This is a genomic window from Streptomyces tardus, from assembly GCF_018101125.2.
Classification (GTDB): Bacteria; Actinomycetota; Actinomycetes; order Streptomycetales; family Streptomycetaceae; genus Streptomyces; species Streptomyces tardus.
The window spans coordinates 3753388-3766407 of record NZ_JAELVF020000001.1 but is presented as its reverse complement, the minus strand read 5'-3'; the positions used below and the strand labels follow the sequence as shown (position 1 = coordinate 3766407).

Annotated in this window: 12 protein-coding genes; 8 read left to right on the top strand and 4 right to left on the bottom strand. The window is 73.5% G+C overall.

The genetic code is table 11. The features are described from left to right. Positions 1-10: 10 nt before the first annotated feature. Genes JGS22_RS16070 through JGS22_RS16060 form a run of 3 tightly spaced genes read right to left on the bottom strand, consistent with a single transcriptional unit; the run spans position 11 to position 3626 of the window. A complete protein-coding gene (locus JGS22_RS16070) occupies positions 11-2113 on the bottom strand; it encodes a xanthine dehydrogenase family protein molybdopterin-binding subunit (RefSeq protein WP_308405696.1) in 2103 nt (700 codons plus the stop codon). After that, positions 2110-3123, bottom strand: a complete 1014-nt coding sequence (locus tag JGS22_RS16065; RefSeq protein WP_211041929.1) for an FAD binding domain-containing protein — start codon at positions 3121-3123, stop codon at positions 2110-2112. Before JGS22_RS16065 ends, JGS22_RS16070 begins: the two co-directional genes overlap by 4 nt. Beyond that, positions 3120-3626, bottom strand: coding sequence for a 2Fe-2S iron-sulfur cluster-binding protein (locus JGS22_RS16060; protein ID WP_211041930.1), 507 nt, complete (start codon positions 3624-3626; stop codon positions 3120-3122). Before JGS22_RS16060 ends, JGS22_RS16065 begins: the two co-directional genes overlap by 4 nt. A 336-nt stretch (positions 3627-3962) precedes the next feature. Between JGS22_RS16060 and JGS22_RS16055 the strand changes: the two genes are divergently transcribed. Beyond that, positions 3963-4334 (top strand): VOC family protein, encoded by a 372-nt coding sequence (locus tag JGS22_RS16055; RefSeq protein WP_236074006.1) that lies wholly within the window; start codon positions 3963-3965, stop codon positions 4332-4334. 238 nt (positions 4335-4572) lie between these two features. On the opposite strand, the gene JGS22_RS16050 is transcribed toward JGS22_RS16055, so the two are convergent. Beyond that, positions 4573-5334 (bottom strand): helix-turn-helix transcriptional regulator, encoded by a 762-nt coding sequence (locus JGS22_RS16050; protein ID WP_211041931.1) that lies wholly within the window; start codon positions 5332-5334, stop codon positions 4573-4575. 376 nt (positions 5335-5710) lie between these two features. Between JGS22_RS16050 and JGS22_RS16045 the strand changes: the two genes are divergently transcribed. The 7 genes from JGS22_RS16045 to JGS22_RS16010 all read left to right on the top strand — a co-directional run bounded on the left by JGS22_RS16045 (position 5711) and on the right by JGS22_RS16010 (position 11985). Next, positions 5711-7222, top strand: coding sequence for an ATP-binding protein (locus JGS22_RS16045; protein WP_372454260.1), 1512 nt, complete (start codon positions 5711-5713; stop codon positions 7220-7222). A 215-nt stretch (positions 7223-7437) separates the two neighbouring features. Then, positions 7438-7806: a hypothetical protein gene (locus JGS22_RS16035; RefSeq protein ID WP_216815013.1), complete on the top strand. Its 369-nt coding sequence runs from the start codon at positions 7438-7440 to the stop codon at positions 7804-7806. Further along, the gene (locus JGS22_RS16030) at positions 7803-8249 is read left to right on the top strand and encodes a roadblock/LC7 domain-containing protein (RefSeq protein WP_211041207.1); all 447 of its coding nucleotides are present in this window, start codon (positions 7803-7805) and stop codon (positions 8247-8249) included. The genes JGS22_RS16035 and JGS22_RS16030 overlap by 4 nt, the downstream gene beginning before the upstream one ends. Continuing rightward, positions 8246-8602, top strand: a complete 357-nt coding sequence (locus JGS22_RS16025) for a DUF742 domain-containing protein (RefSeq protein WP_211041208.1) — start codon at positions 8246-8248, stop codon at positions 8600-8602. The genes JGS22_RS16030 and JGS22_RS16025 overlap by 4 nt, the downstream gene beginning before the upstream one ends. A 94-nt stretch (positions 8603-8696) precedes the next feature. Further along, positions 8697-9371 carry a GTP-binding protein gene (locus tag JGS22_RS16020; RefSeq protein ID WP_211041209.1) on the top strand — a complete coding sequence of 225 codons (675 nt, stop codon included), beginning with the start codon at positions 8697-8699 and terminating at the stop codon, positions 9369-9371. Continuing rightward, entirely contained in the window at positions 9368-10738 is a 1371-nt protein-coding gene (locus JGS22_RS16015) for a cytochrome P450 (protein WP_236073171.1), read from the top strand. The genes JGS22_RS16020 and JGS22_RS16015 overlap by 4 nt, the downstream gene beginning before the upstream one ends. Next, on the top strand, positions 10735-11985 hold the full coding sequence (locus JGS22_RS16010; protein ID WP_236073170.1) for a cytochrome P450 family protein: 1251 nt from the start codon (positions 10735-10737) through the stop codon (positions 11983-11985). Before JGS22_RS16015 ends, JGS22_RS16010 begins: the two co-directional genes overlap by 4 nt. The last annotated feature ends 1035 nt before the right edge of the window (positions 11986-13020 follow it).

Sequence of the window (13020 nt, the reverse complement as noted above, 5' to 3'; positions counted from 1 at the left end):
GCAGCACCGCTCAGGGCAGGAAGTGGTCCGGGGTGAGCGGGAGTTGGCGGATGCGCAGGCCGGTGGCGTCGTAGGTGGCGTTGGCCACCGCGGCGGCTGCGCCCACGATGCCGATCTCGCCGATGCCGCGCGCCCCGATGGGTGTGTAGGCGGGGTCCGTCTCCTCCAGCCAGCGGGCTCGGAGGTCACCGACGTCGGCGTGCGAGGCGACGTGGTAGCCGGCGAGGTCGTGGGTGGCCAGGGCTCCACCGTGGCCGACCGCGTTCTCCTCGTGCAGCGCCGCCGACACTCCCATGATCATCGCGCCGACGAACTGCGAGCGGGCCGTGACCGGGTTGATGATCCGGCCGGCGGAGAAGACGCTGCGCATACGCGGTACGCGGACCTCGCCGGTGTCGGCGTCGATCCGCACCTCGACGAAGTGCGCTCCGAAGGAGTGGATCGCGTACTGCTCGCGCTCGGGGTGCTCCTCCGGTCCGGCCAGCGTACGGGCGCCCGTGCGCGGGTCGCTGCCGTGCTCGGCGCGGAACGCCCTGGCCGCGCCGACGATCGCCGAGCCCCAGCAGGCCGTACCGGTCGATCCGCCGGCGACCGAGGCGCGGGGCAGCCGGGTGTCGCCGAGCTCCAGCGCGATCCGGTCCAGCGGGCAGTCCAGTGCGTCCGCGGCGATCTGGGCCAGGACCGTCCAGGCGCCCGTACCGAGGTCGACGGCGCCGGTGCGGACCGCGTACCGGCCGTCTCCGAGTCGTTCGATCTCCGCCTTGGTGCCCGGGATGTAGAGCCCGGGGTAGGTCGCTGCGGCGACTCCGTGGCCGACGCGCCAGCGGCCCTCGCGACGCAGCCGGGGGGCGTGGTGCGGATCCCAGCCGAACCACTCGGCCCCCTCCCGCAGGCAGTCGACCAGCCTGCGGGAGGACCAGGGCTTGCCCGTCTCCGGATCGTGCGGGGGCTCGTTGCGCACCCGCAGCTCGATCGGGTCGACGCCGACCAGTTCGGCGAGTTCGTCGACCGCGACCTCCAACGCGTACGAACCCGGCGCCTCGCCGGGGGCCCGCATCCAGGTCGGTACGGGGACGTCCAGCGGCAGCAGCCGGTGGGCCGTTGTGCGGTGCTCGGCGGTGTACATCATGCGGCTGATCGCCGCGGTCTGTTCGGCGAACTCCTTGATGCGGGAGGTGTGTTCCCACGCCTCGTGGCTGATTGCGCGAATCCGGCCGCCCTCGTCGGCGCCGAGGCGGACGCGCTGCACGGTGGGGGTGCGGTGGCCGCCGAGGGTGAAGGTCTGCTGCCGGGTCAGCGGCAGCCGTACCGTCCGGCCGGGCACCGCCCTGGCCGCGAGGGCGGCGGCGACGACGTTCGCGTGCGGCAGCCCCTTGGAGCCGAAGCCGCCGCCGACGTAGTGCGCGACGCAGCGGATCGCGTCGGCGGGCAGTCCCAGGACGGTGGCGAGCGTCCTGCGCACTCCGTGCGGGTTCTGGGTGGAGTCGTACAGCGTCAGCGAGGGGTGGCCGCGGTTCTCCTGCCACAGCGCGGTGGTGGTGTGCGGCTCCATCGCGGCCTGGTGCTGCATGGGCGTGCGGTACGTGGCGTCGAGCAGGTGGTCGGCCGCGGACAGCAGCCCCTCCACCGCCGCGTCACGGGTGTCGCTGCGGTGCCCGCCGTTGACCGACTCCGGGCAGTAGAGAGCGTCCGACTCCGGGTCGAGCACGGTGCGCGCGGTGGACTCCTCGTACTCGACTCCGACCAGGCGGGCGGCCTCGCGGGCGGTCTCGGCGTCCTCCGCCACGACCAGGGCCACGATCTGACCGCGGAAGGCGACCTCGTCCGACTGGAGGACCGCGAACTCCGCGTCCGAGGTGTCGGCGAGCGCGGGCGCGGCGAGATGACTGAGCACGGCCAGCACTCCGGGCAGCGCCCGCGCGGCGTCGGTGTGCAGGGCGGTGATCCGGCCGCGGGCGACGGCGGAGGTGACCAGATGTCCGTACGCCGGGTCGGCCGCGGGGTGTTCGAAGGCGTACGGAGCGCTGCCGGTCACCTTGGCCGGGCCGTCGTGGCGCGGCTCGGCGGTCCCGATGGAGGCCCGCCGGTCGGCGGGCTGCGAAAGCTCGGTCACGGCTGGTCCCTCCGACCCGCCGGGGGCGGGGCCTGGGTGAGTTGGCGGAGCACGGAGACGGCGGTGGAGCGGGCCATCGGGATCTTGAACGCGTTGTCCTCCCGCGGGCTCGCCTGCGCGAGCTCCGCCAACAGCGCCTCGCGGTACGCCTCTTCGGTGGCCGGTCCGCCGACCAGCGCCTCCTCGGCGACGCTCGCGCGCCAGGGCACCGTTCCGACGCCGCCGAGGGCGAGCCGCACCCCGGCGACGCGGCCGTCGCGCACGTCCAGCGCAGCGGCGACGGAGACCAGAGCGAAGGCGTAGGAGGCGCGGTCGCGCACCTTGCGGTAGGCGGAACGGTCGGCGTACGGCAGCGGGGGAACCTCTACCGCAGTCACCAACTCGCCGTGTTCCAGGACCGTTTCGAGGTCGGGGCGGTCGTCCGGCAACCGGTGGAAGTGCGTCAGGGGTACCCGCCGCTCGCCCTCCCGGCCCTGGACGACGACCACCGCGTCCAGCGCGGCGAGGGCGACGGCCATGTCGGAGGGGTGGGCCGCGAGGCAGTGCTCGGAGGTGCCGAGCACCGCGTGGTAGCGGGTCCAGCCCTCCTGCGCCGCGCAACCGGCGCCCGGCCGGCGCTTGTTGCAGCGGGCGTCCGGGTCCTGGAAGTAGCCGCAGCGGGTGCGCTGGAGCAGGTTGCCCGCGGTGGTGGCGACGTTGCGGATCTGCCCGCTCGCCCCGGCGAGGAGCGCGCGTGCGAGCAGCGAAAAGTGGCGCCGTACGTAGGGGTGGGCGGCGAGGTCGCTGTTGCGGGCGGTGGCGCCGATGCGCAGCCCGCCGTCCGGCGTCGGCTCCACGTCGCCCAGGGCCAGCCGGGAGACGTCGACGAGCGAACCCGGCGTGGTGATACCGAGCTTGAGGTGGTCGACGAGGTTGGTCCCGCCGGCGAGATAGACGGCGTCCGGGTCCTGCGCGACGGCCGCGACGGCCGCCTCCGCGCTGTCGGGGCGCGTGTAGCTGAATTCCTTCACTGCCGGGCCGCCTCTTCGAGTGCGTCGATGATGCCGGGGTGGGCGCCGCAGCGGCAGAGGTTGCCGCTCATCCGCTCCTTGAGCTCCTCGCGGTCCAGTGCGACCCGGGCGGTGAGGTCCTCGGTGACATGACTGGGCTCGTCCCGCGCCGCCTCGTCGAGTACGCCGACGCCCGAGCAGATCTGGCCGGGCGTGCAGTAGCCGCACTGGTAGCCGTCGTGGTCCAGGAACGCCTGCTGGACCGGGTGCGGTTCACCGCCCGGCGCGAGCCCGGCCGCCGTGGTGACCTCGCAGTCGGACGCCTGGGCGGCGAGCAGCAGGCAGCTGAGGGTGCGGCGGCCGTCGACCAGCACCGTGCAGGCGCCGCACTGGCCGTGGTCGCAGCCCTTCTTGGGGGACATGTTGCCGAGCCGGTCCCGCAGCAGGTCGAGCAGTGTGGTGCGGGTGTCGACTCGTACGGCGTGGGCCTCTCGGTCGACCCTGAGCTCGATGTCACGGTCCATCTGGTCCTCGCTGGGGCAGGGGGTGGTCCGCCCCGACCCTAGGGCCGTGGCGGCCGAATCGTGCCGAGGCGGGGGCGTGCCGCGCGGGCCCCCGGATGTCCGAATCGTTCAAGACGGCCGCGGCCCCGCGCTCGTAGCGTGCGGTTCATGGACACGAACCGCACGGACAGCAGCACGACCGACACGGCCGACGGGACGGCCGGCACGACAGGCACAACGGACACGTCAGGCGCGACGGCCGAGGCCTGCGCGACAGACACGAGCGGGCCGGCTGCGAACGTCGCGGGGTCGGGCGGCGGCGAGGGGCGACCTTCGGGTACGGCTCCGCGGCTGGACATGATCGGCATGGTCACCGGAGATATGGCGGCGGCGCTCGCCTTCTACCGGCGACTCGGGCTGGAGGCCCCCGAGGGGGTCGAGGGCCAGGACCACGTCGAGGCGGTGGGCCCGGGCGGGATCCGAGTGGCCTGGGACAGCGAGGAGTTGATCGCCTCGATCACACCGGACGGCGAGCCTGCGGGCGAGGGCCGGGTGGGTCTGGCCTTCCTCTGCGACGGCCCGGAAGGCGTGGACCGCACCTACGCGGAGCTGACGGCCGCCGGCCACCCGGGCGAGAAGGAACCGTGGGACGCGTTCTGGGGCCAGCGATACGCCCTCGTCCGCGACCCGGACGGCAACACGGTCTCGCTCTTCGCCCCACTGGGGTGAGCCCGCCGCGGGGCGCCGGCGCCCCGCCCGCAGCCGGCCCGGGGCCGCACCCGGCGCTCCGGACCGCGCCCGGTTCGGGGGGGGGCGCAGCCCTGCTGCGCGTCGCTGCCGATCTGCGGCGGTCGCGCCCGGCTTCCGCGTCGCACCGGCCTGCGCGCCCTGCGCAGTCGGCCGACCCTCGGGCCCCGCTGCGTACGGCACTGCGGCGCACCCGCTGCGCACAGCGGTGCGGTTCGGGTCAGGGCGCTCGGCGGGTCGGGGGCCCGGTACGGTCCGCGGATCGGGCAGCGAACAGCGCGGTGGGCGGGAGGCCTGTCAGGGCTCGGACGTCCCGGGCGAAGTGCGGTTGGTCCGCGTATCCGGCCTCGTACGCCACCTCGGCCAGGGGCGATCCGGCGGAGGCGAGCGAGAGCGCGCGCTGGAACCGCAGGATCCGGCCGAGGGTGCCCAGCCCGTAGCCGAAGGCGTCCAACGACCGGCGGTGCAGCTGGCGTTCGCCGAGCCCGGAGCGGCGGGCCAGGTCGGCGACCGAGCGCCGCCGGTTCAGCCCTTCGACCAACGCGGGGCAGAGCGGGTCGGCGGCAGACGCGTCCTCGCCGAGGCGGAGCGCCACCCGCTCCAGTGCCGCGGCGGGCGAGGACGCGCCGGCGATCTGCCCGGAGAGCCGACGGACCCGCTCGGCGGGAAGCAGCGCGTCCAACGGCACCAGAAGGTCCCGGAGCCGGTGGGCGGGCACCCGGAAAAGTGCGGGCGCGGCGCCGGGCGCGAAGCGCACCCCCGCCCAGCCCGTGCCCGGCACGGCCGCACCGGTGGGCCGGGCTCGCGCGTCGGGCCCGGCGACGTACAGAGCCCCGGCGGCCTCGTGCCAGATGAGGTCCATGCAGCCGTCCGGCAGCACCAGACCGGGGCTGCCGCCGCCCGCGCTGCTCCACAGCACCGCTCCGCCTCCGTAGCGGGACGGGCGTTCCCGGTACTCCCGGGTGCGGGCCTCCGGCGACACGGCGCACTCTCCCTGAGCGAGACGGCGGGCACCCCGGATCCGTGGTCGACCCCGGCTGCCGCTTCCTGCTCCTCCAGATTAGGCCCGGCGGCCACGGGTACGCGCGGTGACAGCCGGACGCCCCGTCCGCCGCCCGAAAACCGCCCACAGCGGCGGTGTTCATGCTGGTCAGGGCCAACTCCGGTGACCGCGGGGCGACTTCGCCCCGCTGACGAATGTCACGAGCGGGGTGTACTCCGATGCGCGCGCCACCGATAGTTGTCGAACTGTAGCCCTAAGTTCGTATGTTGCTTTTAGGATCGGAACGCCCGCGTCCGTGTCGGGGGCGGTCGCGTCCACCCTGGAAGGGAGCCACGTCCCAGTGCTGAGTCGGCTGTTGGCAAACCGGGGAAGGTGGTGGCTCCTTACCGGTGTCCTCGCCGTCGGCTGCGCGGCGGCGGCGGTCTTCGCCGCCGGCGGCGGGCTCGCGGGAGGTCTGGCGGGAGGGTGCTCCGCGGTCGCGGCGCTGCTCCTCGGCTGGGCGCTGCGACTGCGCGAAACCGCCCGCGGGACCGCGCAGCGCGAGGAGCGCGCCGCGGCACTCGCGGCGGCGCGCGCGAGCGAGGTGCGGCATCTCGCCTCCGTACGGATGCCGGAGATTTCCCGGCGGGTGCGCGGAGGCCGCCGACTGGACGGCGTACCCGGGCAGTTGACGCCGCCGGCAGTCGTCGGCGAGGACTTCAGCCAGGCGCTGGCGACCGTCACCGACGCGCTCGGCTCGGACGAGGCGGTGCGCCGTGAACGCGCGCTGCGCGACTCCGTACAGGCAGCCTTCGAGTCGGTGGCCCGCAACATGCACGCCATGGCCACGGTCCAACTCCAGGTGCTGGACAACGTCGAGAAGATCATCAGCGATCCGAGGCTGATGACCGAGGTCATGCGCGCCGACCATGCCGCGGCGCAGATGACCCGCAAGGCGCAGACGCTCCTGGTCATGTGCGGTATCTGGCCCGCAAGGCGCGAGTCGCGACCGGTCTCGCTCTACGACTGCGTACGCGGCGCCCAGTCGCGGATCGTCGAGTTCGGCCGGGTGGAGGTGCACGGCGGACAGACGCTGCACGCGGTGCCCCCGGCGGTCGAGGGCATGATGCACGCGATCGCCGAACTCCTGGAGAACGCCACGGTGTTCTCCCCCTCCAGCACCCAGGTCGTGGTGACGGTGCGCGAGGTCGGCGCCGGCGCGGTCATCGAGATCGACGACGCGGGCCTCGGCATGCCGCCGGACACACTCCAGCAGGCCGTCGGCCAGCTGCGCGACGACGTGGACCTGGCAACGCTGGGCGCGGTGCCGCGGCTGGGCCTGGCCTGTGTCGGACGCTGGTCGCGCGAGCTGGGCCTGAACGTGGAGCTGACCGGCGCCTCGGCGTACGGCGGCACCCGCGCCGTGGTGTTCGTACCGCACCGGCTGCTCACCGAGCCGCTGTCCCGGGAGCCCCGCCGGGAGGAGAACCCGCAGACCCACCACGGCGGCTCGGCCCCCGGCGGCTCGTCGCTCGGCGGTCGTCACGAGGAGCCGGCGCGCGAGCGGGCCGGCACCCACCCGCACCCGCGCGAGGAGGCTCCGCGCCCGCCGGCCGACCCGTCCCCGTACGCCGAGCCGGTCGCACACCGTCAGCCGGACCCCGCCGGCCCGCGCACCGGTTCCGCGCCGTACGGCGGCACCCGCGCCGTGGTGTTCGTACCGCACCGGCTGCTCACCGAGCCGCCGTGGTGGGTCTGCGGGTTCTCCTCCCGGCGGGGCTCCCGGGACAGCGGCTCGGTGAGCAGCCGGTGCGGTACGAACACCACGGCGCGGTGCCGCGGCTGGGCCTGGCCTGTGTCGGACGCTGGTCGCGCGAGCTGGGCCTGAACGTGGAGCTGACCGGCGCCTCGGCGTACGGGGACGGGTCGGCCGGCGGGCGCGGAGCCTCCTCGCGCGGGTGCGGGTGGGTGCCGGCCCGCTCGCGCGCCGGCTCCTCGTGACGACCGCCGAGCGACGAGCCGCCGGGGGCACCGCGTGCAGCGTCTGTCCGCCGCAGCCGACGCCGGGAGCCCGGTTCGGAGCCGCGCCCGGTGCCCGGCCGCATGCCCAGGCCGAGCAGCGCGTTCGACGCCTTCGGTCCGCCGCAGCCGCCACCGCCGCAGGACGACTGGACCCCGGAGGCCGCCCGTGCCTCGGTGGCCAGCGTGCTCTCCGGCACCCGGCGCGGTCGCGCCGAGCTGGCGGAGCCCCGCGGCGGCGAGCTCGCGGTGCCCGAGAGCCGCACCGCCGGGCGGAACCGGCCGGCCCAGCCCCCGCAGATCCCGCACCGCCCGGAGAGCGAGCCGCCGCAGCAGTCGCCCCCCGATCCCTACGCACCGCTCTCCCGGCGAAGTACGGCACCGAGGGTCCCACCGAACCCGCACCCTCCCCTCCCTGACCACTCCCCGCACCCCTACGGAGACCAACCGTGAGCGGAATCATTACCCGGCTTCCCGATCTGGGCTGGATGCTGCGCCCGCTGACCGAGATACCCGGCGTGAGACACGCGGTGGTCGTGTCCGAGGACGGACTCCGGCTGGGGCACGCCTCGGCGCAGGGGCTGACCGGCTCGGTCGCCGATCTGAGCGTCGCGGAGGCCGAGTCGCTCTCCGCGGCCTGCGCGGCCATGACGATGACCGGACGCTCCACGGTGGGGCTGCTCTTCGGAGAGGGCGCGGGCGTACGGCAGTTGATGCTGGAGTCCGAGTACGGATTCGTCCTCTTCACCTCCGCCGGGGTCGGCGCGCACCTGGGCGTGGCCACCGACCTGGAGGCCGATGTGGCGCTGGTGGCGCAGCAGATGCAGTTGCTGGTGGCGAAGATAGGCAGCCATCTGAGCAGTGAGCCCCGGGATGCGCTACCGCAGTCGTCATGAGCGGCTGGGATGAGCAGACGAGCTCCGCCGTCCGCCCGTACGTCATCACCGGCGGCCGGGCGGGGACGAAGGGTGAGGTGCTGCCCTGGGAGTCGTTGGTGACGGCTTCCGAGGTGCCGCCCCCGCCGACGCTGCAACCCGAGTACCGCAGGATCCTGCGGCACTGCCAGGGCATGCTCTCCGTCGCCGAGGTGTCGGCCCACCTGGGCCAACCCCCTTCCGTCGTACAGGTGTTGCTCGCCGACCTGGTGGAGTGGGGGCTCGCGCTGGTGCGACCGCCCGCCGCTCCCACCGCCCGCAACGATGTAGTGCTGCTGAGAAAGGTTCTCGATGGGCTCGAAAGCCGCCTGTGACACCCCGGGCGACGGCCGCTCCGGCGCCCCCGGCTCACGGACCGAACCCGCGCCCCGGAACCGTCCCGCCGCACCGGCACCGGAGGCCGCCGCAATGTCCCGCACAGCACCGTCCGACCCGCTCGCCGAGCGGTCCGCCGAGCACCCGGAGGGCCGGCACGCCGCGTACCCCGGCCCGGCGCACACCGCCGCTCCGACCGCCGAGCAGTACGTCCGCCCCACCGTCACCGGTGCGGCGAAGATCCTCGTCGTCGGGCCGCTGGGAGTCGGCAAGACCACGCTGATCGGCACGGTCTCCGAGATCAGGCCGCTCTCCACCGAGGCGACCATGACCAAGGCGGGCGCCCGGGTGGACACCGCGGCCCCGCACAAGAAGACCACCACGGTGGCACTCGACTTCGGGCGGATGACGCTCGGCGACGAGCTTGTCCTCTACCTCTTCGGCACCCCCGGCCAGCAGCGGTTCCTGCCCGCTTGGCGAGACCTGGCCAAGGGCGCCCTCGGCGCGCTCGCGCTCATCGACACCCGAGACCTGGAGGCCTCCTTCGACGCGCTGGGTCATCTGGAGGATCTGGACCTGCCGTTCGCGGTCGCCGTCAACCACTTCCCCAACAGCCCCCTGCACGCGTACGAGGATCTCCACGACGCCCTCGACCTGCTCCCCCACACGCCGGTGGTCAACTGCGACGCACGGGACCACACTTCCTCGGTGCAGGCCCTGATCGCTCTCGTGCGCCACCTCATCGAGTCCGCCACGGAGTCGCCATGACGAGCCCGCCCCCTCAGTGGACCGCCCCCCAGGGCGGCCGGCACGCCCGCTGCCCCGCGACCCCGCTCTACGGTCCGCACCTGGGCGGCGACGACATGCCCGAGCTGTACGAGGAGCTGCGCCGCACCCACGGGCCGGTGGCCCCGGTGACGATGGCGCCCGGGGTGGAGGCGTGGCTGGTGCTCGGCCACCGCGAACTGCTCCGACTCACCAGGGACGAACAGGACTTCAGCCACGACCCCCGCCGCTGGACGCTGCTGCGCGAGGGGCGCATCCCGCCCGACTCCCCCATCATGCCGATGGTGGGCTGGCGCCCCGCGCTGCTCTTCCTCGACGGCCAGCAGCACCGCAGGATGCGCAGCGCGGTCTCCGACGCGCTCACCCGGATCAACGGGCACGAGCTGCGCCGCACCGTACAGGCCACCTGCGACCGGCTGATCGACGGATTCGTCGAGCGCCGGGAGGCCGACCTCGTACCCCACTACGCGCGCAAACTGCCCATGCAGGTCATCACCCAGCTGCTCGGCCTGGACGAGCGCACCGCGCTCCAGCTGGTGCAGGCCATCGCGGGACTGGTCGTGGCCAACGCGGACTCGGCCAACGCCAGCCAGCGGATGGCCAAGATCCTGCTCACCCTGATCGAGGAGAAGCGGCGCCGGCCCGGCCCCGACGTCACCTCCGCGCTGCTCAACCACCCCGCGCGGCTGACCGACGAAGAAGTGCTGCACAACATGACGGTCATGTTCGTGGCGGGCAACCAGACCACCACCAACTGGATCGCCACCACCCTGCGCATCCTGCTGACCGACCCGCAGTTCCGCTCCTCGCTGGCCGGCGGCCACCTGACCGTGGACGACGCGCTGGACCTGGTGCTGTGGCGCTTCCCGCCGACGCAGAACTTTCCCGCCCGGTACGCCACCCGCGACCTGGAGTTCGGCGGCCAGCAGATCCGCGCCGGCGACATGCTCATTCTCGGCCTCGCAGCGGCCAACGCCGACCCGGAGGTACTGCCGCACGGCACCCCCGTCATCGGCAACCGCTCCCACCTGGCGTTCAGCGCGGGGCCGCACACCTGCCCCGCGCAGGATCCCGCGCGGCTGATCACCAGGACCGCCGTCGACACCATCAGGCACCGGCTGCCCGACATGGAACTGGCGGTCGCCGAGAGCGATCTGGCGTGGGTCAAGAGCCCGTGGTCCAAGGGGCTCGCCGCGCTCCCGGTCAGGTTCTCGGTGCCGGACACCACCCACCGGCCCGCCCCGGGCACCTCCGGAGGCGGAGCCGGATCGCAGGAATCAGCCCAGCCCGTGTGGGGCGGCGGTCCCCAGGGCCCCGCCCACGCCCACCACCGAGGAGAGCCGCGATGAACACCCCACACCGTATGGACCCCCAGGGCGGCTGCCCGCACGCGGCCAACGCCAGGTTGCTGGCCAAGGGCCCGGTCGCCGAGGTGATCCTGCCGGGCGAGGTCGAGGGCATGGCGGTGCTCGGGCACGAGGAGCTCAAGGAGTTCCTGACCCACGAGGACGTGGCCAAGAACGCCGAGCACTTCACCGCGCTCCAGGAGGGCCGGATCCCCGAGGGCTGGCCGCTGCACACCTTCACCACGGTGGCGGGGATGACGACCGCCGACGGCGCCGACCACCGGCGGCTGCGCTCGCTGGTCAGCCGGGCGTTCACCCAGCGCCGGGTGGAGGCGCTGCGTCCGCGGGTCGAGGAGCTGACGGGCTCGCTGCTGGACAACCTCGCCGCTGCGGCCGACGCGAACGACGGAGTCGCGGACCTGCGCCGCAACTTCGCCTTCCCGCTGCCGATGAGCGTCATCTGCGAACTGCTCGGCGTCGACCCCGGCAACGCCGACAAGCTGCACTCGCTCACCACTCACGTAGTGAGCACCAGCATCACTCCGGAGGAGGTCCTCGCTTCCAACAAGGAGATGGTGGGGATGCTCGCCCAGCACGCGGCGGCCCGGCTCGCCGACCCGAAGGACGACCTCACCAACGCGCTGATCACCGCCCGCGAAGAGGACGGCGACCGGCTCAGCGAGGGCGAACTGATCGGCACGCTGCTGCTGTTGATCATCGCCGGGCACGAGACGACGCTGAACCTGGTCACCAACGCCGTCCGCGCACTGTGCGCCCACCGCGACCAGCTGGAGCTGGTGCTGCGCGGCGAGGCGACGTGGCTGGACGTGGTCGAGGAGACGCTGCGCTACGACGCCCCGGTGGCGTACTTCCCCTTCCGCTACCCCACCCGCGACCTGGAGATCGGCGGCACCGTGATCCCGCGCGGCACCCCGGTGCTGGCGGGTTACGCGGCGGCCGGCCGCGACGAGCGGGCGCACGGCGAGCGGGCCGACACCTTCGACGTCACCCGCGAGGACAGCCGCAACCTCTCCCTCGGCCACGGCCCGCACTACTGCCTGGGCGCTCCGCTGGCCCGGATGGAGGCGACGATCGCTCTGGAGCGGCTGTTCACGCGCTTCCCGGACCTGGACGTGGCCGAGGCGGAGAAGGTCGAGCCGCGGCGCGGCAGTTTCGTCGGCAACAGCGTGGTCGTGCTGCCGGTCCGGCTCGGGGAGGACCGGCTCACAGCAGCCGCCCAGCCGCGCTGAGCCGACCGTTCCGCCCGGGTTCGAGGCGGAGGCCGCAGGGAAACAGCCACCTCGCACCCCGGCGGACAGGACGGAGACAGAAGCGGTGGCGAACGGCGAGCGGTACCCGGTGCGTCTGCGGGTGCCGCTCGCCGTCGTCGTCCCCGGGCTCGCCCTCGGCCCCACCCGCGCGCTCCGGGAGCGCACCCCGGCCGGTACGCCCATGCGGCAGCCGGCACGTACGCCCGCTGCAGAGCCGGCACGTCACCACCCGGCAGAGCCGAGAAGTGCGCCCGCGCGAGAGCCGGTTGTCGCCCGCACCGCCGCGCCGGCGCACCCGGCTCCGATTCCACACCCGCACCTGCACCCGGTTCCGACGACGCAGGCGCACCCGACCTCGCACCCCCAGGCGCGTCCGGAGCCGCCCCGGCCCACGCGCACGTTCGAAACGAGCAAGCGGTCACCCCGGGCCCGGCCGGGGTCAGCCCGTCGCCGCCGAAGCCCTCGCCACCACCCGAGCGGCGCGACGCCACGAACGACCGATAGGACCGATAGGGCCGATAGGACCGATAGGGCCGACTTGAACGCCTCCGCTCGACCCCCGTCACGCCGAACGCGGACTCCACTCACCAGAAGAAGCCACCAATAACCACAAGACGGACAGTTCACCTCGCGTCACCAATCACCCAGAACGGACATAGCGACGCCAATCACAACCGTCGTCGCCATGCGCGGGCTGACAGCGACTCACCCACCCCGTGCCCGAATTAGTGGGATACGAGGGCTTCGTCATTCAGCTCGTGACCGGACTCACAGAACCCGGCGGAAGTACAATTGCACTCCGGCGCACTTTTCCCCACACGCCGTCAACTCGGCTGCTCATCAGGCCGGTTCGTGTACGACACAAGATCACCGTTCTCACGCAGCGGCAGAGATCCAGTGCGGACAGTCGCCGAAATGAGTCATGGACGTTCCGCTCGTCCGTTATCGGGGTCTTCGCTGCTTGTCTGCGGGAAATCGTTGTGTTTACCGTTCCCCCGCCACCGCATCACATGT

What these genes read in the sequence shown, in the direction of transcription:
- JGS22_RS16035 (WP_216815013.1), top strand. Translation starts at nt 7,438, where the DNA reads ATGCCCAGGCCGAGCAGCGCGTTCGACGCCTTCGGTCCGCCGCAGCCG.
- JGS22_RS16055 (WP_236074006.1), top strand. Translation starts at nt 3,963, where the DNA reads ATGATCGGCATGGTCACCGGAGATATGGCGGCGGCGCTCGCCTTCTAC.
- JGS22_RS16015 (WP_236073171.1), top strand. Translation starts at nt 9,368, where the DNA reads ATGACGAGCCCGCCCCCTCAGTGGACCGCCCCCCAGGGCGGCCGGCAC.
- JGS22_RS16010 (WP_236073170.1), top strand. Translation starts at nt 10,735, where the DNA reads ATGAACACCCCACACCGTATGGACCCCCAGGGCGGCTGCCCGCACGCG.
- JGS22_RS16025 (WP_211041208.1), top strand. Translation starts at nt 8,246, where the DNA reads ATGAGCGGCTGGGATGAGCAGACGAGCTCCGCCGTCCGCCCGTACGTC.
- JGS22_RS16060 (WP_211041930.1), bottom strand. Translation starts at nt 3,626, where the DNA reads ATGGACCGTGACATCGAGCTCAGGGTCGACCGAGAGGCCCACGCCGTA.
- JGS22_RS16020 (WP_211041209.1), top strand. Translation starts at nt 8,697, where the DNA reads ATGTCCCGCACAGCACCGTCCGACCCGCTCGCCGAGCGGTCCGCCGAG.